The organism is Nocardia sp. NPDC127526 (genome assembly GCF_042672265.1).
Classification (GTDB): Bacteria; Actinomycetota; Actinomycetes; order Mycobacteriales; family Mycobacteriaceae; genus Nocardia.
Map to the genome: position 1 here is coordinate 127,252 of NZ_JBHXVO010000015.1, position 25,194 is coordinate 152,445.

Genomic DNA, 25,194 nt, shown 5'->3' on the forward strand with positions numbered 1-25,194 from the left:
CAAATACGAAAACGGCCCGGAACCTGATGGTTCCGGGCCGTTTCGCTAGTAGCGGGGACAGGATTTGAACCTGCGACCTCTGGGTTATGAGCCCAGCGAGCTACCGAGCTGCTCCACCCCGCGTCGGTGAATACAACATTACACACGGCTGCGTAGAAGCTCCAAATCGGCAGGTCAGGCGCATGTTCGGGGATGTTAATCCGATCTTTCCAAGCGGTGCGGCGGCAGATCCGGAAGGCATCGGAACGCATGCGGGGTGCAAGGCCCGGATCGAGGCCCTCGTGCGCGCGTTGACCGTTCACGGGGCTCGAAAACGTGACTCACCTCACAAAATCATAGTGAGTTGAGTCACATCACGAGCGTATAACAGACCATTCGGAATTTCGAAATGCAGCATAGCCAACCTGCATCAACGGTGTTTTTCCGGTTATTCGCTTCATGCAATTCCGAAGTTATCAAGACGTGATCTGCCGAGATTTGCTCGTTATCGTCAGGAGCGGCCCGGATCAAACCTGTGATGGGCTCCGACCCGAACCGCCGCGCATCGGAAACCCTGTCCCGCGGTCGGGTACCCCGAGTCCTGGGGACAGGGACACGGCGCGGCAAACGCGCCGGGGCCGGTGGGCGCAGGGAGGGACACCACATGAAACAGAACCGGAAGATCAACACCCGCGTCCTCGGTCTCGCGGCCGTCACCGGCGCCCTTGTTGCCGTCCCGTTCGGCTTCACAGCGACCGCTTCCGCCGCCACCCACGACTGGGACGGCGTCGCCCAGTGCGAAAGCGGCGGCAACTGGGGCATCAATACCGGCAATGGCTACTACGGTGGCCTGCAGTTCTCGCACAGCACCTGGGTGGCCAACGGCGGCAGCGGGTACGCGCACAATGCGAGCAAGGCCGAGCAGATCCGCGTGGCCGAGAACGTGCTCGCCACGCAGGGCGTCGGCGCCTGGCCGGTCTGCGGCCAGTATCTGCGCGCGGGCGTCTCCGAGCCCGCCCCGGCGCCCGAGCCGGAAGTCGTTCCGGTCGCGCCCGCCCCGGCCCCCAACGACCGGCAGGCGCTCATCGACCAGGCCAAGCAGGTGGCCGGCGATTACGCCGAGCAGTTCGGCGTGCAGGCGCAGTACCAGCAGGTGCTGGAGCAGAACGCCGCGCTCATCGAGTCCTGGGGTCGCTGACCCACCACAGACTCCTTCCTCATACCGGGAGAAGCAAAAGGCGCTGCCGTCAATGGAGACGGCAGCGCCTTTTGGTATCCAAGGGATGGAAGGGGCTTGGGGGCTACGCCCCCAAACCCCCGGAAAGGGGTGGGGCCCAGGGCTTTCTGCCCTGGGCCCCATGGCCTCTCAACCGACAGCGGTTGCTAGCCGCCCGCCTTCTCGTAGGCGTCGACAGCTGTTTGGAGCTGTTCGAGCGCCTTGCCCAATGCGCCCAGGTCACCGGACTTCTGGGCGTCGGTGACCGCGCGGAGGGCGTCGTCGATCTGTTTGACCGCGGCGTCCTTGCCGACCGTGGGCGGGGTGACCGCGCCGCCCTGGTCAGGTGGGGTGGTGCCCTGGTTCGGCGGGGTGGTGCCCTGTTGGTTGGGCTGGGTGGTTGCCGCGCTGCCGCTGCCGGGGAGGACCTTGTTGAGGGCTTCCTCGACGGTGGAGCCGTAGCCGACCTTGTCGCGGTAGCTGGCGAGGACCTTCACCAGCTGCGGGTAGGACGGGGCGTTGGTGCCGCCGGTATTGCGTTCCAGGTACCAGGGCTCGATATAGAGGATGCCGCCGTCGCCGACCGGGAGGGTCAGCAGGTTGCCGTACCTGATCTTGTTGACATTGCCGCCGGTCAGCAGGTTCCGGTCGCGCGACACTTCATCGGAGGTGGTCATCGATGTCTGTGTCTGGCCGGGGCCCGGTGTCTGCGAATCCACCGGCAGCTTGTAGACCGTGAGCTTGCCGTAGTTCTCCGGATCCGAGGCGGCCTGGATGTAGGCCGACAGGAAGTTCCGCTTGTAGCCGACCATGACGCTGGTCAGATTGAACGACGGCTTGCCGGTCTTGGGATCGCCCAGCAGCACGTAGTACGGCGGCTGATGCGCGCCCGCGGCCGCGCCCTCCTGGGTCGGATCGTTGGAGACCGACCAGAAGGCGTTGTTGGTGAAGAACTCTCGCGGATCGTCCACGTGATACTTCGCCAGCATCTCGCGCTGCACCTTGAACAGGTCCTCCGGGTAACGGAAGTGCGCCCGCAGATCCGCGCTGATCTCGCTCTCCGGCGTGACCGCGCCCGGGAACACGCCCATCCAGGCCTGCAGCACCGGATCGTTCTTGTCCACCTCGTACAGCTTGACCGTGCCGTCGTAGGCGTCGACGGTGGCCTTCACCGAGTTGCGGATGTAGGAGACCTCCTTGCGCGGCAGCAGCCGGCCGGTGGTCTGATCGATGCTGTCCTCGATCACGCCGTCCAGCGAGGTGCGCTGGGCGTACGGGAAGTTGTCGAGGGTGGTGTAGGCGTCCACGATCCACACGATGCGCCCGTCCACCACGGCGGGATAGGTATCGCCGTCGGGGGTCAGCCACGGCGCCACGTGCTCGACGCGTTCGCGCGGATTGCGATTGAAGATGATCTTCGAGTCGGGCCCGATGGCGCCGGAGAACAGGATGTTCCGCTCGGCGTACTTGGCCGCGAACGCGAACCGGTTGAACCAGTTGCCGATCGGCACGCCGCCCGCACCGGTGTAGGTGTACTGCGAGGTGTCGGTGTCGTATTCGCGCGGCGCCTGGTTGTTGCCGCCGACAATGGCGTAGTCGGCGTCCGACTTGGAGATCAGTTCGCCGTAGTAGATACGGGGCTGGGTGACCTTGATGGCCTGCTCGGCCTCCGGGGTGCCCAGATCGCTGACCGTCTTCAGCGTGGTGCCGTTCGGCCCCGGCACGTCGAAGACCGGATAGCCGTAGCCGCCGCCACCGGAATCGGTCTGCGCCGCCTTGGACGGATCCGTCGGCGGGGCCACGTTCACCTTGTTCGCCGGGGAGGCGACGAACCCGTTGCCGTGGGTGTAGACGGTGTGCTGGTTGATCCAGTCCTTCTGGTTGTCGGCCAGGTTCTGCGGCTGCAGTTCGCGGGCGGCCACGATGTAGTCGGCGGTCTCGCCATTGATGGTGTAGCGGTCGATATCCAGCGGATCCGGGAACCCGTAGAAGTTGCGCAGCTGCAGGTTGCGCTGAATAAAGGTGGGCTGCAGCAGGTTCGGGTCGAGCAGGCGGATGTTCTCGATGGTCGAGCGGTCCGCGGGCAGGCTGACCGGATCCTTCTGCGCCACGCCCTTGTAGTCGACGTACTCCACCTTGTCCGAGGTGATTCCGTACGCCGCCCGGGTGGCCTCGATATTGCGCTCGATGTAGGCGCTCTCCTTGTCGGCCGCATTGGGCCGCACCGAGAACTGCTCCACCAGCAGCGGCCACACCGCGCCCACCAGCACCGAGGACAGCACCAGCAGCGCCGCCGCCATGGCGGGAATCCGCAAGTCGCGCAGCACGACTCCGGCGAAGAAGGCCAGCGCGCAGATGACCGCGATGGACAGCAGGATCAGCTTGGCCGGCAGCACCGCGTTGATATCGGTGTAGGAACCACCGGTGAAGGTCGGCTCCTTGCGCGTGCTCGACAGCAGCGCATACCGATCGAACCAGTACGCGATCGCCTTGAGCAGCACGAACATTCCCGCCAGCACCGCCAGCTGCACCCGCGCCGCCGTGCTCAGCGTGCCCTCACGGCCGGACAGCCGCACCCCGCCGAAGACGTAGTGCGTCACCAGATTCGCGAAGAACGCGATCACCACGGCGACGAACAGCCAGTTCAGCACCATGCGGTAGAACGGCAGATCGAAGGCGTAGAAGCCGACGTCCAGATTGAACTGCGGATCCTTCACCCCGAACGAGCCGCCGTGCAGGAACAGCTGCACCGTGACCCAGCTCGACTGCGCCACCAGCCCGGACAGCACGCCGATCAGCAGCGGGATGCCGAGCCCGAACAGGCGCAGATGGCTCATGGCGGTGGTGCGGTAGCGCGCGATGGGATCGCCCGGCCCGGACACCGGCACGAAGACCGGCCGCGACCGGTACGCCAGCAGCAACGCCAGCCAGATGATGGCCGCCACCACCAGCGTGACCACGAGGAACAACAGGATCCGCGTCAGCAGCACCGTGTGATAGACGCCGCGGAAGCCCACTTCCCCGAACCACAACCAGTTCGTATAGGCGTCGGTGAGACGCGGCCCGACGAGTAATAGAGCCGCAAGCACCAGGGCCGTCACCAACAGCACACGGCTGCGGCGGGACAGCGAAGGTAAGCCTGTCGCAGGGCGCATGCCCACGATGCCACTCTCCCAGGGTCCGGCGGCGCAGCCGGGGGTGCCGGCGCGCCGCAGTCCGATGATGAGTTGGTCCCAATGGACCGTTCGCGCCCCACTCTACGTAAAACGCCCGGAGTCGGGCCCAACACCCGCGATCGGTTGCTCGCGGCGGCGGTGCGAGGATTGGGCGGTGAACCCTGAGCAGTGGGCCGCGTCCGCCCTGTATCGCTGTATTCGCGAAGTCGCGGAGTATGTCGACGGTGAGGGCTGGGATCGCCCGCCGCAGATGTTCGCGCTGGTCCCGACGGCCGATCTGGTGGCGGCGGAGCCGTCGCTGCTGAATCAGGTGGATGCGGCGGACGCGCTGACGCCGATTGCGCAGGAACCGTTCCCGGAGGATATCGCCGGGGAGGCCGATGCCAGGGCGCTCGACGAATTCCTGGCGACCACCAGTTGGCCGCTATCGGTGGAGGGGTGCGTGCTGGTGCAGCAGATCGTAGTGCTGCCGCCCGCCGCGGAGCAGACGCTCGACGACGCCATCGCGCCCTTGCTCGCCGATCGCGATGCGGCCGACCGCGCCGCCCGCCGCGCCGCCGTCACCCACCCGGGCCGCCGCGATGCCCGGCTGTTCGTCGGCGTGCTGCGCGACGGCACGTCACTGTCGCTGTTGCAGGTCCGCCCGTCCGAGGACGAGGAAGATCCGTGGGGCGACCTCGAACTGCGCACCGCGCCGAATCTCGCGCCGAATCTCGTTGAAGCGCTCCGCCACACGTTGGAGAACGACCCGGACGAGTTCTAGCGGGTCGAAAGACTCTTCGTCCGACTCCTCGTCATTCCGGCGTGTTTTTGGCCGGAATCCACCCGACGGGAGCGAGATCCCGGCCAAAAGCGCGCCGGGATGACGGGTTGAGGCGACGGCCGGTTGAGGCGACGCGGGTGGTGCTCAGCCGCAGCTCGGCGTGTCCTTCCCAGCGTTCAGGTTGTCGAGCGCTTCCACTGCACCGGTGAGGTTTTCGACCTTGATCAGGCGCAGGCCGTCGGGGGTGCGGGCGGCGGCCTCGTTGCAGTTGGCGGCCGGGACAAGGAACGTCTGGGCGCCTGCCGCGCGGGCGGCGATCATCTTGTATTGGATGCCGCCGATCGGGCCGACCTTGCCCTCGGGGTCGATGGTCCCGGTGCCGGCCACGAACTTGCCGCCGCTGAGCTCGCCGGGGGTGAGCTTGTCGATGAGGGCGAGGGTGAACATGAGACCGGCGGAGGGGCCGCCGATTTCGGCGAGGTTGAAGTCGACCTGGATGGGGCCTACCGCGAATTCGCCGGGGGTGATGCCGAGGTAGCCCTTTTCGGCGTCGTCGGGGCGGGCGCCGAGGGTGATCTCCGCGGTCTGCTCCGCGCCGTCACGGCGGAAGGTCACCGGGATCGTCGCGCCGGGCTTGGCGGAGGAGACCGCTGTCACCACGTCCTTGGTGGTGGTGACGGGTTTGCCGTCGACTGTGAGCAGTTCGTCGCCCTGGCGCAGCACGTCCTTGGCGGGGCCGTCCTCGGTGACCGCGCGCAGGCGCACCACGGTCGGCATCTTCAGATAATGCAGCGCCGCCAATTCCGCATTGTCTTCGGAATCCTTGAACTCCTGCTTATTGGATTTGTCGATCTCGTCACGCGATACGCCGGGCGGATAGACCTCGGCGCGTGGAACAAGACCGTTCTCGCCGTCCAGCCACAGGCCCAATGCCTCGAAAATATTCAGCTGATCGCGAACGGAGACCGTCGTCATATTCAGATTGCCGGTGGTCGGATCGACCGGCACATCCCGCACCTCGACCACCTGTTTTCCATTGACTTCGCCCAGCGTATTGAAGGTCGGCCCAGGTCCGAGCGCCACGAACGGAACGGTGACGACACTGCCCACGAGGCCGAGCACCAGAATCGGGATCAGCGCGGCGAGCAGGGTGAATATGCGGCGAGTCACGGCAGCAAGGGTACTGGTGATGTGGGTGATTGCCGCGCTCCGCTCGCCGGTTCGACGCGTTCGCGGCTCCAGTACCGTAGATGGCATGAGTGACTTTCCGTTCGGATTCTCGAATCGCGACGACGATCCGGAGCGCAAGCCCGGCGATCAGTCCAGCGGTTCCGGTGCGAACAACCCGTTCGGACTCGGCGGTCCGGGCGGCGGCGGATTCGATCCCTCGCAGCTGGGTCAGATGCTGACCCAGCTGGGTGCCATGTTCACCAGCATGAGCCAGCCGGGCGCGACCTCCGGCCCGGTCAACTACGACATCGCCAAGCGGCTGGCCCGCCAGCAGCTGGGCGCCAGCGTCACACCGGTGAGCCAGGGCGCGCAGCGCGCCGTCGCCGATGCCGCGCACCTGGCCGAACTCTGGCTGGACGCCGCCACCACCTTCCCCGCCGGCGCGACCAAGACGGTGGCCTGGACCGCCAATGACTGGATCGAGGAGACGCTGCCCACCTGGAAGCGGCTCTGCGATCCGGTGGCGCAACAGGTTTCGGGCATGTGGACCGCCACCCTCCCCGAGGAGGCCAAGGAGTTCGCGGCCCCGATGATGGGCATGCTCAGCCAGATGGGCGGGCTCGCCTTCGGTTCGCAGCTGGGCCAGGCGCTGGGCCAGCTCGCCAAGGAGGTGCTGACCTCCACCGATATCGGTCTCCCGCTGGGACCGGCCGGCACCGCCGCGCTACTGCCCACGGCCATCTCCGAGTTCAGCGAGGGCCTGGAGCAGCCCGAGAGCGAGATCATGGTCTTCCTGGCCGCGCGCGAGGCCGCGCATCAGCGGCTGTTCGCGCATGTGCCGTGGCTGCGGCCGCAGGTGCTGGGCGCGGTGGAGGACTACGCGCGCGGCATCAAGATGGACTTCTCCGCCATCGAACAGGCCGCCCAGGGCCTGGACCCGATGTCGCTGGCGGACCCGTCCAAGCTGGAAGAGCTGCTCTCCCAGGGCACTTTCGAACCGCAGACGACCCCGGAGCAGAAGGCCGCGCTGGAACGCCTGGAGACCCTGCTGGCCCTCATCGAGGGCTGGGTGGAGACCGTGGTGGCCGACGCGGTCGGCGACCGGCTGCCCGGTGCGGGCGCGCTGGCCGAGACGCTGCGCCGCCGCCGCGCCACCGGCGGGCCGGCCGAGCAGACCTTCGCCACCCTGGTCGGTCTGGAACTGCGCCCGCGCAAGGTGCGCGAGGCCGCGGCGCTGTGGCGGCGGCTCACCACCGACGCCGGGGCGGAGCAGCGCGACGGGGTGTGGGCGCATCCGGACCTGCTACCCGACTCCTCCGATCTGGATTCGCCCGCCGGGTTCATCGATTCGGTGATCGGCGGCGGCGCGAGCTCCTTCGACGATCCGCTGGCCCAGCTCGCCGAGACCGAGGAGCGCGAGCGGCTGGAGAAGAAGCAGGCCGAGGAGCCCGGCGACGACGAGGGCAAGCCCTCCGCCTGACACCGCGGGCAAGCCCTCCGCCTGACACCGCGGGCAAGCCCTCCGCCTGGAACTTGTGGACAACCCGCGAAAGCGCTGATCGTCAAGCGTTTTCGCGGGTTGTCGCGTATCCGGGCCCGTGCACACTGCGAGGATGACCACGCTCGCGCCCACGCGCGGCCCGCGGCTCGATCCGCGAATCCCGGTGCTACTGCGCCCCGATGGCACGGTCCAGCTCGGCTGGAGCCCCGGGCACGCGCTCATCGTGCACGCTCCCGGCCCCGTCCCCGCCTTCCTGCGCCTGCTCGACGGCTCCCGGACCCGACCGCAGATCCTCTGGCACGCCCGGGAACTGGGTTTCGACACCGAGATCGCGGCCGAACTCCTCACCGAACTGGCCGCCACCGGTCTGCTGGTGGCCGGCGAACCGGGCACTCGGCTGCACGCCGTCCGCATCCACGGCCGCGGCCCGCTCTCGGACGCCCTGGATGCCGGACTGCGCCGTATCGGCCTGCGCCCCACCCGTTCCCGGGCCGACCTCACCCTCCTCGCCGACACCCTGGTGCCGGATCCGGTGCTGGTGGCCGAACTCGTGCGCGGTCGGGTTCCGCATCTTCCCGTTCGCCTGCGCGACGGCCACGGTCTCATCGGCCCGCTCGTGCTGCCCGGCGCGACCAGCTGCCTGCGCTGCGCCGATCTGCACCGCTGCGACCGCGATCCGGCCTGGCCGCGCCTGAGCGCGCAACTGCTGGACCGCGTCGGCCACTGCTCCCCCGCCGGCGTCGCGGCCGTTGCGGCCTTGGCGCTCACCGAGATCGAGCGGATCGCCCACGGCAATCCGACCCGCCCGCCGGCGACCCTGAACGCGACCCTGGAGCTGAATTTGGATTCACACCATCTCGATCGCCGCCCCTGGTTTCCGCACCCACGCTGCGATTGCGCCGGAAGATAGCCGGAAGGCGGCCATTGTGACCGATACCACTAACCTTCCTGACCCGGTAGAACACCCGAATCCCCTACCGGACCGTCTGGGACATCGGCATGATGGGAACGTGTCAGAGATTGTGAGCAAGCGCTCCTCCCGCAATGCCAAGTTGGCCAAGATTCCACTCGGCATCGCAGGGCGGGCGGCCGTCGGGTTCGGCCGCAAACTTGCCGGGGGCGACAAACAGGAAATCAACGCGGAGCTCAATCAGAAGGCCGCGGAACAACTGTTCGCGGTCCTCGGTGAGCTCAAGGGCGGCGCGATGAAGTTCGGCCAGGCCCTGTCGGTCATGGAAGCGGCGGTCCCCGAGGAGTTCGGCGAACACTACCGCGAGGCGCTCACCAAATTGCAGGCCGCGGCCCCGCCCATGCCGGCCGCCGCCGTGCACCGCCAGCTCGACCAGCAGCTGGGAACCGGCTGGCGGCAACGGTTCCAGCATTTCGACGACGAGCCCACCGCCTCGGCCAGCATCGGCCAGGTGCACAAGGCGGAATGGTCCGATGGCCGCATTGTCGCGGTGAAGGTGCAGTATCCGGGCGCGGACGAGGCGCTGCGCGCGGATCTCAAGACGCTCAATCGCATGGCGAGCATGATCGGCGCCCTGATTCCCGGCGCGGACGTCAAGCCGATCCTGGCCGAGATCAGCGAGCGCACCGAGGAGGAGCTCGACTACCGCATCGAGGGCGGGCATCAGCGCCAGTTCGCCAAGGCCTTCGACGGGCATCCGCGCTTCCTGGTGCCGAAAGTCGTTGCCAGCGCGCCCAAGGTGATCGTCACCGAATGGCTGGACGATGCCACCCCGGTCTCGAAGATCATCCAGCGCGGCATGGAGGATCCGGAGGGCACCTACGAGCTACGCAATACCGTGGCCGCGCTGATGGGCGAATTCCATTTCAGCTCACCGGCCATTGCCGGGCTGTTGCACGCCGACCCGCATCCGGGCAACTTCATGTATCTCGAGGACGGCCGCCTCGCCGTCATCGACTACGGCGCCTGCGCCCCGCTGCCGAATGGTTTCCCGCCCATTCTCGGCCAGATGGTGGCCCTCGGCGTCGAGGAGCGCTACGACGAGCTGACCAAGCTCATGTACGACAACGGCTGGGTGATTCCCGGTAAGGCGGTGAGCCACAAGGAGATCGAGGACTACCTCCGGCCTTTCACCGACCCCATCCGCACCGAGACCTTCCACTTCACCCGCCGGTGGATGCAGCGCGTGGCCGGCAAGGCCACCGACATCACCAATCAGGACATGATGAAAACCGCTCGGGCCCTGCAACTTCCGGCCGAGCACGTGATGATCTTCCGGGTCCTCGGCGGCTCCATCGGCATCTGCGCCCAGCTCGACGCCGAGCTGCCGTTCATGAAGCTCATGCAGGACTGGGTGCCGGGCTACAAGGAATATCGCACCGCCAGCTGACGGTGTTTGCTTCACTGATCAGCCTGCCCCATAACGCAAAACAACCCGCCGTCCCGTTCGGCGGGTTGTTCGTTTCCGCCCCTATACGTAAAACAACCCGCTTGCCGTCAGGCAAGCGGGTTGTTCTGGTTCGTACTTCCAATCGTATCCCCCCGTTACGGGGGTTCTCATGCCACTGCGACCTTGCGCGGGCGGCCACGGGGACGCTTGCGGGCGATCACGACACCCTGGTCGAAGATCTCACCGCCCCAAACACCCCACGGCTCACCGCGATCGATGGCGGCGGACAGGCAGCCCTGCCGGATCGGGCAGCTGGCGCACAGCGCCTTGGCCTCTTCCAGCTGAGCCGGGCTCTCGGCGAACCACAGGTCCGGGTTGCCGACCCGGCAGGGCAGGGTCATGGTGACTCCCCGGCGGACGCGGGTAGTGGGGGCCACGGTGGTGCGGCATGTCACGCGGTCACGGGTAACCGTGGTGGACACGTCGGTCTCCTTTTGCTCGTGCAACGGTTCGTTCTCTGTGCTGCGAAACCGGTGCCGGTGGCCGGAGGCCGATAAAACTATGGCCACGGTTTCGCTGTCGGGCGATCCGTGGCCAGTTGGTCCGGGGAGTGGTCCCCTACCTGAGTCGACTTCGGTGTCGACTCCTGTTCACGGTCGCAAGGTGGGTGTGACGGAGGCGGGCTGCCAGCAGATCCACCGGGTTCGTTCCGGTTTCAACCGCGAAGCGGCCGGTAGCGCCATAGGCGGCTGCCGGGTGCCAGGCCTCCATGGGCTTGTCCTGCTTGATGACGATGTTGCTCATCGGCGCTTGCGCTTTGCTTGCAAAGACCTGAAGACCAAGATCGCCACCGCTGGACAGACGAATCCCCTGCTGCGCAAAGGAGTTGCCCCGGGAGGCGGACACGTCGGACAGCACACGCGGCATCGCCACAGCGCTCTGAATGGCGTGCGTCGATGCGGTGCTCGTAATGTTCAACACGGGTCTGCCTCCCTCCTGTACTCGTTGCCGTTAGGTCAAATGCGCGCCGGGAATCCTCCCCGGGTGCATGCCAACCACCCTAGGGAGTCATACGGATGCGCACAACCTATTTTTGACCAGCAGTTTTGCGGTCTTGCGCACTATTGGTTCCGTATGCGAGAACGAACGATGGCGAGCACGTCCGCACCATAGGTCTGCAGCTTCTTGGCGCCGATGCCCGGAATGGCCACCAGCGCCCGGTCATCGGCGGGACGCTGTTCCGCGATGGCGGTGAGCGTCGTATCGCTGAACACCACGAAGTGCGGGAGCTTCAGCTCGTCGGCCTTCTCCCGGCGCCACTCCTGCAGGGCGGTCAGCAGCTCCGGATCCACGTCGGCCGGGCAGCGCGAGCAGCGGCCGAGCATGGTGGCCTGGGTGTTCAGCAGCGGGCGGCCGCATACCCGGCAGGTCGGATGCACCCGTTTGGGGCCGCGCCGATCGGTGGTGTGCTGGGCGATGCGCGAGGCCGGCGAATCATCGGGCACCAGGCCGATGAGGAAGCGCGACCGCCGCCGCACCTTGCGGCCGCCCTCGGAGCGGGCCAGCGCCCAGGACAGGTGCAGGTGCTCGCGGGCGCGGGTGACGCCGACATAGAGGAGGCGGCGCTCCTCCTCGAGGGACGCCTCGTCGGCGACCGAGCCGTCCGGACCGAGCACATGCTGGATGGGCAGTGTGCCGTCGGCCAGGCCGACCAGGAAGACCGCATCCCACTCCAGGCCCTTGGCCGCGTGCAGCGAGGCCAGGGTGACGCCCTGCACGGTGGGTGGGTGCCGGGCCTCCGCGCGGGCGGCGAGCTCGCGCAGCAGTCCGGTGAGTTCGAGATCGGCGTCGTGGCCGGTGAGTTCCTCGGTCAGCTGGACCAGCGCGACCAGCGAGGACCAGCGTTCCCGGGCCTGCACGCCCGCGGGCTCCTCATTGGTGAGGCCGAGCTTGGCCAGCACCGCGCGCACCAAGGTCACCAGGTCGGCGCCGCGGACGTCGGGCAGATCGTCGCGGGCCGCGGCCTGGCGTAGGGCCTGCACGGCCTGGCGCACCTCGGTGCGCGCGAAGAAGCCTTCGCCGCCGCGCACCTGAAACGGGATGCCGGCCTCGGTCAGCGCCTGCTCATAGGCTTCGGACTGGGCATTGATGCGGTAGAGCACCGCGATCTCCGCGGCGGGCACGCCCTTGCCCAGCAGTTTGGCAATGGCCTTGGCGACCGCGGTCGCCTCGGCGGGTTCGTCGTCGTATTCGGCGAAGACCGGTTCCGGGCCGTCGGCGCGCTGGCCGATCAACTGCAATCGCGTGCCCGCGATCCGCCCGCGCGCCGCGCCGATCACCCGATTGGCCAGCGACACCACCTGCGGGGTGGAGCGGTAGTCGCGCTCCAGCCGCACCACCGTGGCCTCCGGGAACCGGCGCGAGAAGTCCAGCAGGAAGGTGGGACTGGCTCCGGTGAAGGAGTAGATGGTCTGGTTGGCGTCGCCGACCACGGTCAGATCGTCGCGCTCACCGAGCCAGGCGTCGAGCACGCGCTGCTGCAAGGGCGTGACGTCCTGATATTCGTCGACCACGAAACACCGGTAGCGGCCGCGGAACTCCTCGGCGACCGAGGGATAGTCCTCGAGCGCGGCGGCGGTGTGCAACAGCAGATCGTCGAAGTCCAGCAGCAGCCCGTCCGCGGAGGTCTTCAGCTTTTCGTAGGCGGAGTAGACCGCCGCGACCTTCGACGCCTCGTAGGGCGCGTCGCGCTGGATCCGGGCCACCGTGGCCGCGTAATCCTCCGGCGCGATGAGCGAGCCCTTCGCCCACTCGATCTCACTCGACAGATCGCGCAGCGTCTCGGTGTCGGTGGACAGCCCCGCCCGCCCGGCGGCCTGCGCCACGATGGGGAATTTGCTGTCGATCAGCCGCCACGGCACATCGCCCACGACCTGCGGCCAGAAGTATTTGAGCTGCCGCAACGCCGCCGCGTGAAAGGTGCGCGCCTGCACCTGCCCGGCCTCCCCGCCCAGCCCCAGCGCCCGCAGCCGACCGCGCAACTCCCCCGCCGCCCGCGCCGTGAACGTCACCGACAACACCTGATCGGCCTTCACATGCCCGGCCGACACCAGATGCGCGATCCGATGGGTAATAGTGCGCGTCTTCCCCGTCCCCGCCCCGGCCAGCACACACACCGGCCCACGCGGCGCCCGCACGGCCGCCGCTTGCTCGGCATCGAGTTCGTCGAGCCGGAGTTCGTCCTGCTGGGTCGCGGCGGCAGTCACGCGCTCCATCATGGCAGCAGGATCCGACAGAGTTCGCACGTGATATCGGTCGTGTGCCTGATAGAACCGACCGTTCCGGACTAATACTGTTCCTCCGTGACCACCGATACGCCGCCGGAAACTGCCGAAACCCATGAGCGGCACGCCTCCTGGATGGAGCTGTTCTTCGACCTCGTCGCCGTCGCGGGCATCGCGCAGCTGACCCATCTGCTGCACCACGGCCCGACGCTCGGCGACTTCGCCCTGTACGGACTGCTCTACCTCGCCTTCTGGATGGTGTGGGCGGTGGTCATGCTGTACGGAAATATCGCCCGCGACCACACCCGGGTCACGCTCATGCTGGCCGCCATGCTGGGACTGGGCGTCATGGCCGCGGCCGTGGCCGGGCTCCCGGAACGACACGCCACGGCCTTCGCCGCGGTCTATGTGATCGTGCGCATCGCGTCCGGCCGGATCTGGGGACGCGGCAAGATCGTGGTGGACTGGCCGACAATCGAACTCGGCGCGGGCATCCTGCCCTGGCTGGTGTCGCTGTGGGTGCCCGCACCGTGGAAGTACGTGTGCTGGGCCGTGGGCCTGGCCATCGATCTGTGGGTCATGTTCGCCGTGAGCGGCGAGAAGCTGCTCGCCGAGGCGCAGAGTCAGTTCGACCGGCGCTTGCGGCGAATGCGTCGCACCCGCGCGTTCGACGAATCGCGGGTACCGAAACTCGAAGCGGTGCATGCCGATCCCGCGCACCTGGGCGAACGGCTGGGACTGTACGTGATCATCGTGCTCGGTGAGGGCGTGATCGCGGTGATCAACGCGGTCGGCGGGGTGCCGTGGAATGCGCGGGTGCTGACGCTGGGTTTCGCGTCGTTCGTGATCCTCGCCGGACTGTGGGCGCTGACCCTGCTCTACGGCGGGGTGGTGGCCCGGCTGCTGGGCGGCTCGGTGCCCGAGTCGGTGATGCCGCGCCGGCACATCATGGCCATGCACTGCTTCCTCACCGGTGCGATCGCCACCATCGCGGGCGGACTGGGACTGAGCATCGACCATGCCGCCGGGCATCTGACCACGGGCATCGGCTGGACCCTGTGCGGTGGTGCGGCCGCGTACTTCATCATCAACGCCGTCGTCGGCCTGCGCACCCGGCCCGGCTGGAAGTGGAGTCTCATCTGGCCGGTGCCCTGCGCCCTGGTCGCGGTGGGTCTCGTCATCTTCGCCCCGCACATCGGCGCGCTCGGCGTGGTGTGCGCGCTGGCGGGCCTGATTCTCTGGCCGCTGCTGTGGGAGAGCCGAGCCGACCGCATGCTGCGGCGGGAACATCATCCCGGGTGATCTCGTTGCACCCTCCGTGACTGCAACGGACCTGACCATGTACTCGACCACCTGGTGCGGCTATTGCCGGCGACTGAAGAAGCAGCTGGATGAGGCCGGGATCACTTATGAGGTGATCGATATCGAAGAGAATCCGGATGCCGCCGAATTCGTGGGCAGCGTCAACAACGGCAATCATGTGGTGCCGACGGTGAAGTACCGCGACGGTTCCACCGCCACCAATCCGAGCCTGGTTCAGGTGAAGGAAGCGCTCGCCGCCATCCGCTGAGGCCGGAATGCGCGGGCGTCGAAAGAAAGAAGCCGCACCCATCGGGATGCGGCTTCTTTGTGTGTTTTCGCGTTAGCGGATCAGTATCCGTCGGTGCACTTGGTCACCAGGATGGTGCCGCGCTCGGGCTGGCTGGACCCGGTGAACGGGAACGGCAGCTGCGGCTTGATGCCGGCCAGGCTGGTCAGCGCCATCTGCTCGGCGGCGGCGGGGGTGCTGCCGTAGCCGCCGTAGAAGCGCGCGCCGTCCTCGCTCTGCGCGACCGAACCGCAGCCTTCGTTGAATTCCACCAGGACCTTGCAGCTGCGGCCGCATTCGTCGAGCGCGCCGCCATTGGCCTCACCCTGATTCGGGTAGTTCCAGGCCGCGCCCCAGCTGTCGTCATTGTTCAGGGTGCTCACGGCGATCGCACCGTAGAGCCGGCCGTCGGGCCCGCGCTCGGCATTCGCCGCCGCCGAACCCAGGGACGTGAGGGCCGCTACCGAAGCGACGACCACGGCGGCCTTGCGCCATACAGACATTCAGTTTCTCCCGATCAAGAAAAGGCTTCCGAAAACGAAGCCATGCATGATCTTGCTCGAGAGATCGCGAATTGTCCAAATTATTGATCACTCTGTGGCAGCCCAGGATTCGACGATGGTGCGCGCAATGGAAATCGAACCCGGCAGCAACAGACGGGCATCCGATTTGACGCCCCACGCGCCGGCCGCGAGGGCCGCGCGCACCTCGGTCCTGCTGAACCAGTGCGCCTCGGCGATCTCGCCGTCGTGAAAGGTCAACGGCTGCTCGGGATCCGCGACCGCGGCGAAGCCGAGCATGAGCGAGCGCGGGAACGGCCAGGGCTGGCTGCCGAGATAGCGGATCTCGCGGACGTCGACGCCGACCTCCTCCCGAATCTCGCGCTCCACACAGCGTTCCAGGGATTCGCCCGCCTCCACGAAACCGGCCAGCAGCGAGAACAGACCCTCCGGCCAGGTGTGCTGGCGGGCCAGCAGCACGCGGTCGCCGCCGTCGTGGATGAGGCAGATGACGGCCGGATCGATGCGCGGGAATTCCTCGTGCCCGGATTCACTGGTGCGCGACCAGCCGCCGGAGCTGAGCGCGGTGGGGGTGCCGTCGGCGGCGCTGAAGCCGGCCTTGTCGTGCCAGTTCAGCAGGGCGATGGCGGTGGACAGCAGGCCGGTGCCGAAATCGTCGAGCTCCAGGGTCGCGCCGACGGCCCGCAGATCGGCCAGCTCGCCCTCGATGTCGTTGTCGCGCACCGCCCACAGGTGGATATCGCCGTCCACGCCGAGGAAGACCGCCGCCGGCGACGGTTCGGCGGCGAGGGTGGTGGCGAGGTCCAGCACGACCGTGCCGTTCTCGATGCGCACCTGGCCGCGCTTGTTCATCCGCACCAGCTTGGCCTGCCCCCAGCCCTCTTTCAGGGCCTGCTCATCGCTGCGAAGATGCTCCGCCCGATCGAGAGTCGTGCGCGAAAGGACCGGAACCGCATTCAGCTGAAAACCTGACACGGGTTCGAGACTAGCCGGGCCGGGTGACGGGTCAGAGGTGGACGCGGCGGATGTAGAGCAGCTTGTCGCCGGACTCGAGGGCGTCGACCTGTTCCTCGCCGACGCGCACGAGGGTGCCGTCGCGGACCACGCCGAGCACGATATCGCGCAGGTGGCGGGGGGAACCGCCGACTTCCTCCGGTTCCACCTCGCGTTCGGCGATGGCGAAGCCGGCCTCGGGGGTGAGCAGGTCCTCCACCATCTCCACCACGCTGGGGGTGGTGGTGGCGATGCCGAGCAGACGGCCGGCGGTCTCGGAGGACACCACCACCGAATCGGCGCCGGACTGGCGCAGCAGGTGGGTGTTCTCGGCCTCGCGCACGGCGGCGGAAATCTTTGCCTTGGGGTTGATTTCGCGGGCGGTGAGGGTCACCAGCACCGCGGTGTCGTCGCGATTGGCGGCCACCACGATGGAGGACGCGTGCTGCACGCCCGCCAGCCGCAGCACATCGGAGCGGGTGGCCGAGCCGTGCACGGTCACCAGGCCGGCATTGGCCGCGGCCTCCAGCACCTGCGGATCGGTGTCCACCACCACGATGTCGGCCGGTTTCACGCCATCGCCGAGCATGGCGTCGACGGCGGTGCGGCCCTTGGTGCCGTAGCCGATGACCACGGTGTGATTGCGCACGCTGCGCCTCCATCGCTGAATCTTGAAAGCTTGCCGGGACCGTTCGGTCAGCACCGAGATGGTGGTGCCGACCAGGACGATGAGGAAGAGCACCCGCAGCGGGGTGATGACGACGATATTGACCAGCCTGGCGTCCGGGGACACCGGCGTGATGTCGCCGTACCCGGTGGTGGACAGCGAGACCGTGGCGTAGTAGGCCGCGTCCAGGATCGACAGCTCATTACCGGAATTGTCGCGATACCCGTCGCGGCCGAAGTACACCACGAAGGTGGCGATCGCCAGTAGCAGCACCGCCAGGAACACCCGCCGCGCCAGCAACCGCCCCGGGCTGGCCTCGTGCGCGGGAATCCGCAGAATGCCCACGAGCGCGAAATCCGGACGCTCGGTGAGCCTCATCAGACCGCGCGAGGAATCACCGAACACGCGAATCACCAGCCATTTCGGGGATGTCTACCTGCGGCACAGGACCGCAGCGTACCGGGCCGGGCGCGACAAAGGGAGTTGGACGGGGGCGCGTCGCGCTCAGCCGATGGGATCGGGGGGCAGGAAATCCGGATCGGGCGGGGGTTCGAAATCCGGTGGCGGCTCGATATCGTCCGGCTCGGGTTCGGGCGGGGGCGGGCTCTGCGGTGCGGCGCTCGTAATGAGCTGGGCCAGTTCGTCGGGACCGGGGAGATGGTCCGGGGCGATGGTGCGGCCGGTACGGACATAGTGGAAGGCCGCGCCGGTGCGGGCCAGCAGTTCGGCCTCGGGGCGGCCGGTGCGGGCGGCCGCCAGGCGGGCCCAGGCCAGCCGGTACACGGCCAGCTGGACGGCCACCGATTCCTCTTCGGCCGGTTTGGGTTCGCCGCCGGTCTTCCAGTCCACGATGATCCAGCGGCCGCCGGGTTCGGCGAAGACGGCGTCCATGCGGCCGCGAATCACGGTGCCCGCGAGGGTGGTTTCGAAGGAGACCTCGACCTCCACCGGATTGCGGTCGGCCCACGGGGAGGACAGGAACGCCTCCTGCAGGCGCATGAGCTCGGCGTCGGTGTCGCTGGTGTCGGCCGCGCCCGGCAGTTCCTCGAAGCCGAGCAGGCGGCCGGCGCCGAACCAGCGCTGCACCCAGGCGTGGAAGGCGGTGCCGCGGCGGGTGAACGGGCTGGGCGGATACGGCAGCGGGCGGCGCAGGCGCGCAGCGAGTTTCGCCGGATCGGAGCGCAGGTCCACCAGCGAGGTGGCGGCGAGCTGGCCGGGCAGTTCGACCTCGCGGACGGCCTGCTCGGCGGCGAGGTGCTCGGCGATCAAGGCGTCGACGTCGGTGGACCAGCCCTCCGGATCCGCGTCGTCGGCGTCGGATTCCGCTGCCGGATCGTCGAATTCGGGTCCGAAGTCGAAGGCGGCCTGCTGCGGCCGATCGGCGGCGCGCAGGGCCGTCAGCGCCGCCTTGACCAGGGCCGCGCCCTCCTCCACGGTCTCGCGCCGCGGGCCGAGCGGATCGCGCGGCCAGTAGGCCGTCGGCGGATTGTCGGTGAACGGGTTCACCTCGTCCAGCGGCGGCGGCTCGTCCCAGCGATCGATGCGCACCGCGCGCGACAGCTCCGAGCCGGGCACCTCCGTCGCCTGCTTCAGCTCGAGCAGAAAGTCCGAGGGGCCCTTGGGTTTCGACCCGGTCTCCGCCCAGTGGTGCGCCGACACGTACAGCACCCGCTCGGTGCGGGTGAGCGCGACATAGAACAGCCGCCGCTCTTCCTCGAGCCGGCGCCGGGCCAGGGCCTTCTTGTGTTCGTCGAGGACGTGTTCGAGGTCCGCGCGGTCGTACACCTCCGACAGGTCGAGCACCGGGACCCCGTCACCGGCGTCGTCCTGCTGCCGGTCGCCGCGCAGCTGAGTGGGCAGTTCGGCGAGCGCGCCCATCCAGGTGGTCGTGCCGGTGCCCGAGGGGAAGGTGCCGTCCACGACGTGCGGGACCGCCACCACTTCCCATTCCAGGCCCTTGGCGGCGTGCACGGTCAGCACCTGGACGCGGTCGTGCGCGACCTCCACCTCACCCGGTTCCAGACCGCCCTCGACTTCCTCCGCGGCGGCGAGGAAATCGAGCAGGCCGGCCAGGGACGAACGGTGATCAGCGGCGTACCCGGCCACCACGTCGGCGAAGGCGTCCAGGTGTTCGCGCCCCGCGGCGGCCATGGCGCGTCGCGTCTGCGTCTCCACCCCGACCCCGATGGTGCGCTCCACATCCGCGACCAGTTCCGGCAGCGACTGCCCGGCGCGTTCCCGCAGCGCCGCCAGCTCCCTGCCGAGTTCGACGATCCGCGCATAGCCCTGCGGCGAATACTGTTCCGCCGCACCCGGATCCGCAATGGCATCGCCCAGCCCCGCCCGCTCCGACGGCTCTGGCGCGACCTCCCGCAGCGCTTCGTCCAATCCCGCCGCATCGGCGATCTCCGGATTCTTCCCCGCCGGCCGCGAAATCGACAGCTCCCGAGCCCGTTTCGACAAGGCCGCGATATCCGCGACCCCGATGCGCCAGCGCGCTCCCGTCAAAATCCGCACCGCCGCGCTGCCCGCCGACGGATCCGCGATCAGCCGCAGCGTAGCGACGATATCGGCGACCTCCGGCGTATGCAGCAACCCGCCCAGCCCGACGATCTCCACCGGCAACCCGTGCTCCCGCAAGGCTTCCGCCAGCGGCGCCGCATCCGCGTTCCGCCGCACCAGCACCGCCGACGTCGGCGGCGACTCCCCCGCGTCCGCCTTCGCCTCCCATTCGGCCGCGATCCGCTCGGCAATCCAATCCCGCTCGACCGCAACAGTTTCCGCCAAGGCCAAGGCCACCACCCCCGCGGTGGCGTCCGGCCTGGGCCGCAACGCGTCCACCGTCACCCCGCCACCCTCGGCAGCCCGATGCCGCAGCGGATCGGCCACCAGATTCGCCAGATCGAGCGCCTCGGGCGGATTCCGCCAACTGGTCAGCAGCGGCAGGATCGGCGCGGGAACCCCTGGCGCGACCGGGAAGTCGGTCGCGAAACGCGGCAGATTCGCCGCCGACGCACCGCGCCACCCGTAGATCGACTGCATCGGATCACCCACCGCCGTCACCGCCAGCGGTCGCTCTCCACCTGCGTCACCACCTGCGGTCTCGGCGTGAGCAGCACCTGCTGTCCCGGTGTGAGCAGCACCTACCGTCCCGGCGTCAGCAGCACCTACCGTCCCGGCGCGAGCGGCACCTGTCATCCCGGCGTGCTTTTGGCCGGGATCCACCTCTGGCGGCTGTGGATTCCGGCCAAAAGCATGCCGGAATGACGAGGGTGGGGCCGACGAAGACGCCGTGGAGGAAGACGCGGCCGAGGAAGACGGCGGGGGTGAGGGGGTTACGGGGCGGGCCGCGCCGAAGAGGGCGGAGAGCAGGATGCGCTGGGAGTGGCCGGTGTCCTGGTATTCGTCGAGGAGGACGAGGCGGAAGCGGGCGCGTTCGGCCGTGCTGACCTCGGGGTGGCGGGCGGCGAGGCGGGCGGCGAGGGACATTTGGGCGCCGAAGTCGAGGGCGCCGCGGCGGCGGAGTTCTTCGGCGAGGCGGTTCACCAAGGGGAGCAGGGCCACTCGTTCGTGCTGGGTGTCGATGATGTCGAAGAGGGCCTTCTTGGGGCCGCCGCGCTGGCGGGGGCCGGCGGGGAGCGTGGTGATGAGGCGCTCCAGTTCCAGGTGGGCGGTGGCCAGTTGGCGGGGTTCCACGAGGTGTTCGGCGAGCTGGCCGGAGAGGGCGAGGACGGCTTCGGTGACCGAGACGGGGGTGCGGTCGGTGTCGAGGTCGCCGTCCCAGGTGGAGACGACGCGGTAGGCGAGCTGCCAGAGCTGGGTTTCGGTGAGCAGGGTGGCGGTGGGCTCCACCGGTAGCAGCAGGCCGTATTCGGACAGGAGGCGGCCCGCGTAGGAGTGGTAGGTGCTGATCTCGGGTTCGGAGGCGGTGAGCAGGCCGCGCAGGCGGCCGGTGGGGTCGATATCGCGCAGCAGGGGGGCGCCCGCGAGGCGCGCCAGGCGGGTGCGGATGCGGGTGGTCAACTGCTGGGCGGCTTTTCGGGTGAAGGTGAGGCCCAGCACCTGATCGGGTTCGACCAGGCCGTTGGCGACCATCCAGACCACGCGGGCGGCCATGGTCTCGGTTTTGCCCGCGCCCGCTCCGGCCACGACCAGGGTCGGACCGGCGGGGGCGGCGATGACCGCGGCCTGTTCGTCGGTCGGCGGCGGCAGGCCCAGTGCGTCGGCGAGTTGGCGCGGGGTGACGCGGCCGCCCGCCGTCCGGCCACCACCCCCCGCGGAATCGTCAGGCGATGCGGCAGTCACTCGTCGGTCACCTGCCGCCCGGTGTCCTGCACGGGGCAGCTGCCCGCCACCTTGCAGTGGCGGCAGCCGTCATTGCGCATGGCCAGGTAGCTGGGGCCCTTGGAGGCCGCGGCCGCGTCGTGGATGACGCCGCGCCAATCGTCGACGCCCTGGTCGTCGAGGGCCTGCTGCAGGCGCTGGGTGGCGCCCTCTTTGGTGGAGGGCTTGGCCACGTAGATCAGGCGCGCACCGCCCGGTTCGCCGTCGCCGAGGGCTCCCGCCGCGGCCGCGACCTGATAGGTGGCCAGCTGGGCGTGGTCCTCGGCCGCCTGTTTGGAGATGGGGGTCTTGCCGGTCTTCACATCGACGATGACGAAGCGGCCCAAGGCGTCTCGCTCCAGCCGGTCCATGCGGCCGCTGATCCGCACCGGCAGCTCGCCCGGTTTCCGCGCGGGCAGGACGCAGTCGATCGGCACCTCGACGCCGAGGGCGGTGAGCTCGTCGCGGGTATTGCGCAGCCACGCCAGGAAGGTGTCGACCATGGACTCGGTGCGGCGCAGTTCCGCCCGGGAATGCCAGTTCTCGCCGTGCTGGGCGCTGGGATCGACTTTCTTCCACGCCTTGGCGAGCGCGTGTTTGACCTGATCCTCGCTGACCTGGCCGGCGAGGGCCTGCACCAGCGTGTGGACCAGATTTCCCTTGAGCGCGTGCGGGTTCTCGCCGTCGCCGCCGCCGTGCCGTTCCAGGGCCCAGCGCAGGGGGCAGGTATTCAGCTGCTCCACCGTGGACGGCGAGAGGTTGATCGTGCCGTCCTCGCTGTCGAACAGCGGGTCGGTGGAGGACAGTTCGGCGGTGCCGTACCAGTCGTCGGGGTGCGCGCCGCGGACCCCGGCCTCGGCCAGGCGTGCCAGCTCGTGCGCCGCCCGCGCCCGCCGCTCGGCCGTCGAATCGGGATCGCAGGCCGCACTGCGCAATTCGGCGATCAGGGCGTGCATGGCCAGCGCCCGGCCGGGATCCACCGCGGGCGGAATCCGTCCCGGCTGCCCGTCCGCGGCGTCCGCGTCGAGTTCGGCCAGGAACCGCGAGGGCACCAGATCCTGGTCACCGGTGACGGATTCGACGGCCGTCACCAGCAGCGACCGCCGCGCCCGGCTGCACGCCACCAGCAGCAGCCGCCGCTCCTCGGCCAGCAGCGGCGCGGCCCGGCTCACCTTCTCCCCCGCGCCCCGCACGCCCGCGACGAGATCCACCAGATCCTCGACGGCCAGCAGGGTGCCGCGCGGCCGCAGATTCGGCCAGATCCCCTCCTGCACCGCCGCCACCGCCACGGTGTCCCATTCCCGCCCGGCGGCCGCGTGCGCGCTGCATATGGTCACCGCCTCCCCCGGCTCGGTTTGCGGCGCATTGTCCTGCGGAATCTCCTGCTGCTCCAGGTATTCCACGAAACCCTCGACGGTGGCGTGCGGCAGCCGGTCCACATACGCCGCGGCCGCCTCGAACAAACCCACCACCGCATCCAGATCCCGATCGGCCTGCATGCCGACCGCGCCCCCGCGCTCGGACTGCCCGACCCACCGCCGCTCCAGATTCGACCCGGTCCACAGTCCCCACAGCACATCCTCAAGCCCGCCGCCCGCGCGCCGCGCCTTCCGCGCCCGCCCCAGCGCCTTCAGCACCCGCTGCAACGGCGCGGCCTCGACATCGGTCAGCCGCCCGAGAATCGCCCGATTCCCCTCCCCCACAAGCAGATCCCGCAAGATCTCCGCCGACGACCGATCCAGATCCGCGAACCGATCCGCCGCCTCCGCATCCAGCGCCGACTCGCGCACCCGCTCAGCTGTGGTGGCCTCCGGACCGGCATCCGTCATCGATGTGCCGCCGCCGTTTGCAGCCGTATCGTGCCCTTCGGCAATCACATCGGCGTGTTCACCGTCCTCCGCGTCCGAGGCGCGGTCGGGGTAGCCGAGTTCGATCACGGTGCGGCGGATGCCGCGGCGCAGGCGGCGGAGGCTGATCTGGTCGGCGCCGCCGAGCGGTCCGGCGAGCAGATCGAGCGCGTCATCGGCGGTGAACGGGATGGGTCGCGGGTTGCGGAGGCGCGTGGGGTCGCCCGCGGTCACGGCGCGCAGGGCCAGCAGCATCCAGGACGCGCCGCGGCGGCGGGCCAGCGGGACGTCGGCGGGCGGCTGGCGCAGGGGAACGCCCGCGGCGAGCAGGGCGCGACGCAGTGGAGCCAGCGACAACGGGACGGAGCGGAGGATCACCGCCATGCGCGACCAGGGGACGCCGTGCGTGAGGTGGGCCCGGCGCAGGTGGTCGGCGATCAGCGCGGCTTCCTTGGCCGGCGTGGTGAGTACCTGCACGCGCACCTCGCCCTCGGATTGCGCGCTTTCCCAAGGGTTCTCGATCGGCAGATCGTTCGGATCAGGTGGCGGGTCAGTTGCGCCGCGCAAGTTTCCGCCCGCGCCGTCGGGCCTGATCTCGTCCAGAAAACGCGTGGAGCCATTGCGCGGTTGCGGATCGGCGGGCGGGATGCGGTGCGCGCTCGCACCGGGCAGGCGGCTCGTGATGCGGTCGGCGACCTCCTGGATGACCGGGGCGGATCTGTGGTTGTGACGCAGGATGATTCGACGATCGGCCGGGGCGTCCGGGTCGGTGGCGAAGCGGGAGTCGGCGCCGCGGAAGGTGAAGATCGATTGGTCGGGGTCACCCGCGATGACGGTGGTCGCCAGGCCGCTGCCGATGGCTCGGATGAGTTGGGCCGCATGGGGATCCAGGTGCTGGGCGTCGTCGACCAGGACGCTGTGCAGGCGGGTGCGTTCGGCGGCGAGCAGGTCGGCGTCCATGATCAGGGCGTCGATGGCGGCGCCGATCAGCTCGGCGGCGTCGAGGGCGGGGGCGCTGGCCTCGGGCACGTCCATGCCCACCGACCAGCGCAGCAGCATGATCTGCTCGTAGCGTTCGAAGAAGCGCCCGGCGGCCACCCACTCCGAATGACCGTGTTCACGGCCCAGTTCGATGAGGTCCTCCGGCCCGAGCCCGCGCTCGGTGGCCCGCAGCATGAGATCCCGCAATTGTTCAGCGAATCCGGCCGCGCCCAAAGCCGGATGCAGGCGTTCGGGCCAATGGGGCGCGCCGTCGGCGAGTTCGCCGCGCAGCATTTCGCGGACCACGATGTCCTGCTCGGATCCGGTCAGCAAGCGCGGCGGCGGATTGCCGTGGGTGGCGGCGAGGGTGCGCAGCAGGCCGAATGCGTAGGAATGCAGGGTGCGCACCAGCGGACCGCGCGTGGCCCCGGGCACCCCGCCCAATTCCGGATCGGCCTCCGCGATTCGCGCGGTGATGGCATTGCGGACCGTACTGGCCGCGCGCTTGGAGTAGGTGAGCACGAGGACCGATTCCGGATCCTCCCCCGCCAGTATCCGGCTCGCCGCGATATCGATCAGCAGCGCCGTCTTGCCCGTCCCCGGCCCGCCGAGCACCTGCCACGGCCGCCAGCCGGGATCGATCTCGAAGTCGGTGAGCAGCGGTGCGATGGCGGCATCCCACTCCCGAGGGCGGGAGACTGCCTCGACCCGGCGCACCAACTGCACCGAGCTATCCGATCGCATCACGGGAGCTATTTCAACAGATCGCCCCGACAGTCTTTGTTTGCCGTGAGTTCACCGTGCCGCCGATCACAGCGCCGCGCG

The 25,194-nt window shown here is 68.8% G+C and carries 17 protein-coding genes and 1 tRNA gene; 7 read left to right on the plus strand and 11 right to left on the minus strand.

Annotated elements, in window-relative coordinates; all coding sequences use genetic code 11:
* Nucleotides 1–49 precede the first annotated feature (49 nt).
* A tRNA-Met gene (locus ACFVIV_RS23485) sits at nt 50–123 on the minus strand.
* A gap of 520 nt (nt 124–643) precedes the next feature.
* Between ACFVIV_RS23485 and ACFVIV_RS23490 the strand changes: the two genes are divergently transcribed.
* Nucleotides 644–1,177 (plus strand): transglycosylase family protein, encoded by a 534-nt coding sequence (locus tag ACFVIV_RS23490; RefSeq protein ID WP_379199647.1) that lies wholly within the window; start codon nt 644–646, stop codon nt 1,175–1,177.
* Between the two features lie 185 nt (nt 1,178–1,362).
* Here ACFVIV_RS23490 and ACFVIV_RS23495 read toward each other — a convergent pair whose 3' ends face one another.
* Nucleotides 1,363–4,356, minus strand: coding sequence for a UPF0182 family protein (locus ACFVIV_RS23495; protein ID WP_379199649.1), 2,994 nt, complete (start codon nt 4,354–4,356; stop codon nt 1,363–1,365).
* 169 nt (nt 4,357–4,525) lie between these two features.
* Here ACFVIV_RS23495 and ACFVIV_RS23500 point away from each other — a divergent pair, with 169 nt between their 5' ends.
* Nucleotides 4,526–5,134, plus strand: a complete 609-nt coding sequence (locus tag ACFVIV_RS23500; RefSeq protein ID WP_379199651.1) for a PPA1309 family protein — start codon at nt 4,526–4,528, stop codon at nt 5,132–5,134.
* A 144-nt stretch (nt 5,135–5,278) separates the two neighbouring features.
* On the opposite strand, the gene ACFVIV_RS23505 is transcribed toward ACFVIV_RS23500, so the two are convergent.
* On the minus strand, nt 5,279–6,304 hold the full coding sequence (locus ACFVIV_RS23505) for a PDZ domain-containing protein (protein ID WP_379199653.1): 1,026 nt from the start codon (nt 6,302–6,304) through the stop codon (nt 5,279–5,281).
* An 85-nt stretch (nt 6,305–6,389) separates the two neighbouring features.
* On the opposite strand from ACFVIV_RS23505, the gene ACFVIV_RS23510 reads away from it, so the two are divergent.
* The 3 genes from ACFVIV_RS23510 to ACFVIV_RS23520 all read left to right on the plus strand — a co-directional run bounded on the left by ACFVIV_RS23510 (nt 6,390) and on the right by ACFVIV_RS23520 (nt 10,165).
* On the plus strand, nt 6,390–7,784 hold the full coding sequence (locus tag ACFVIV_RS23510; RefSeq protein WP_379199655.1) for a zinc-dependent metalloprotease: 1,395 nt from the start codon (nt 6,390–6,392) through the stop codon (nt 7,782–7,784).
* Nucleotides 7,785–7,917: 133 nt separating this feature from the next.
* Nucleotides 7,918–8,715 (plus strand): TOMM precursor leader peptide-binding protein, encoded by a 798-nt coding sequence (locus tag ACFVIV_RS23515; protein WP_379199656.1) that lies wholly within the window; start codon nt 7,918–7,920, stop codon nt 8,713–8,715.
* Nucleotides 8,716–8,815: 100 nt separating this feature from the next.
* Nucleotides 8,816–10,165: an ABC1 kinase family protein gene (locus ACFVIV_RS23520; RefSeq protein WP_379199658.1), complete on the plus strand. Its 1,350-nt coding sequence runs from the start codon at nt 8,816–8,818 to the stop codon at nt 10,163–10,165.
* 167 nt (nt 10,166–10,332) lie between these two features.
* Here ACFVIV_RS23520 and ACFVIV_RS23525 read toward each other — a convergent pair whose 3' ends face one another.
* The 3 genes from ACFVIV_RS23525 to ACFVIV_RS23535 form a co-directional block, all read right to left on the minus strand.
* Complete coding sequence (locus ACFVIV_RS23525; RefSeq protein ID WP_379199704.1) at nt 10,333–10,566, minus strand: WhiB family transcriptional regulator; 234 nt, start codon at nt 10,564–10,566, stop codon at nt 10,333–10,335.
* A gap of 217 nt (nt 10,567–10,783) precedes the next feature.
* Nucleotides 10,784–11,146: a hypothetical protein gene (locus ACFVIV_RS23530; RefSeq protein WP_379199660.1), complete on the minus strand. Its 363-nt coding sequence runs from the start codon at nt 11,144–11,146 to the stop codon at nt 10,784–10,786.
* Between the two features lie 140 nt (nt 11,147–11,286).
* Nucleotides 11,287–13,440: an ATP-dependent DNA helicase UvrD2 gene (locus tag ACFVIV_RS23535; protein WP_379199706.1), complete on the minus strand. Its 2,154-nt coding sequence runs from the start codon at nt 13,438–13,440 to the stop codon at nt 11,287–11,289.
* An 87-nt stretch (nt 13,441–13,527) separates the two neighbouring features.
* On the opposite strand from ACFVIV_RS23535, the gene ACFVIV_RS23540 reads away from it, so the two are divergent.
* Nucleotides 13,528–14,751, plus strand: coding sequence for a low temperature requirement protein A (locus ACFVIV_RS23540; protein ID WP_379199661.1), 1,224 nt, complete (start codon nt 13,528–13,530; stop codon nt 14,749–14,751).
* Nucleotides 14,752–14,767: 16 nt separating this feature from the next.
* Nucleotides 14,768–15,019, plus strand: a complete 252-nt coding sequence (locus ACFVIV_RS23545; RefSeq protein ID WP_379199663.1) for a mycoredoxin — start codon at nt 14,768–14,770, stop codon at nt 15,017–15,019.
* Between the two features lie 80 nt (nt 15,020–15,099).
* Here the strand turns inward: ACFVIV_RS23545 and ACFVIV_RS23550 are convergent, their stop codons facing one another.
* From ACFVIV_RS23550 to ACFVIV_RS23570, 5 genes are all read right to left on the minus strand, one after another.
* Nucleotides 15,100–15,540 (minus strand): DUF4189 domain-containing protein, encoded by a 441-nt coding sequence (locus ACFVIV_RS23550; protein WP_379199665.1) that lies wholly within the window; start codon nt 15,538–15,540, stop codon nt 15,100–15,102.
* Between the two features lie 87 nt (nt 15,541–15,627).
* The gene (gene nudC, locus ACFVIV_RS23555; protein WP_379199666.1) at nt 15,628–16,533 is read right to left on the minus strand and encodes an NAD(+) diphosphatase; all 906 of its coding nucleotides are present in this window, start codon (nt 16,531–16,533) and stop codon (nt 15,628–15,630) included.
* Between the two features lie 31 nt (nt 16,534–16,564).
* Nucleotides 16,565–17,596, minus strand: coding sequence for a potassium channel family protein (locus tag ACFVIV_RS23560; protein ID WP_379199708.1), 1,032 nt, complete (start codon nt 17,594–17,596; stop codon nt 16,565–16,567).
* Nucleotides 17,597–17,722: 126 nt separating this feature from the next.
* Nucleotides 17,723–21,523, minus strand: coding sequence for a UvrD-helicase domain-containing protein (locus ACFVIV_RS23565; RefSeq protein ID WP_379199668.1), 3,801 nt, complete (start codon nt 21,521–21,523; stop codon nt 17,723–17,725).
* Nucleotides 21,520–25,113: an ATP-dependent helicase gene (locus ACFVIV_RS23570; RefSeq protein ID WP_379199710.1), complete on the minus strand. Its 3,594-nt coding sequence runs from the start codon at nt 25,111–25,113 to the stop codon at nt 21,520–21,522. Before ACFVIV_RS23570 ends, ACFVIV_RS23565 begins: the two co-directional genes overlap by 4 nt.
* Nucleotides 25,114–25,194 lie beyond the last annotated feature (81 nt).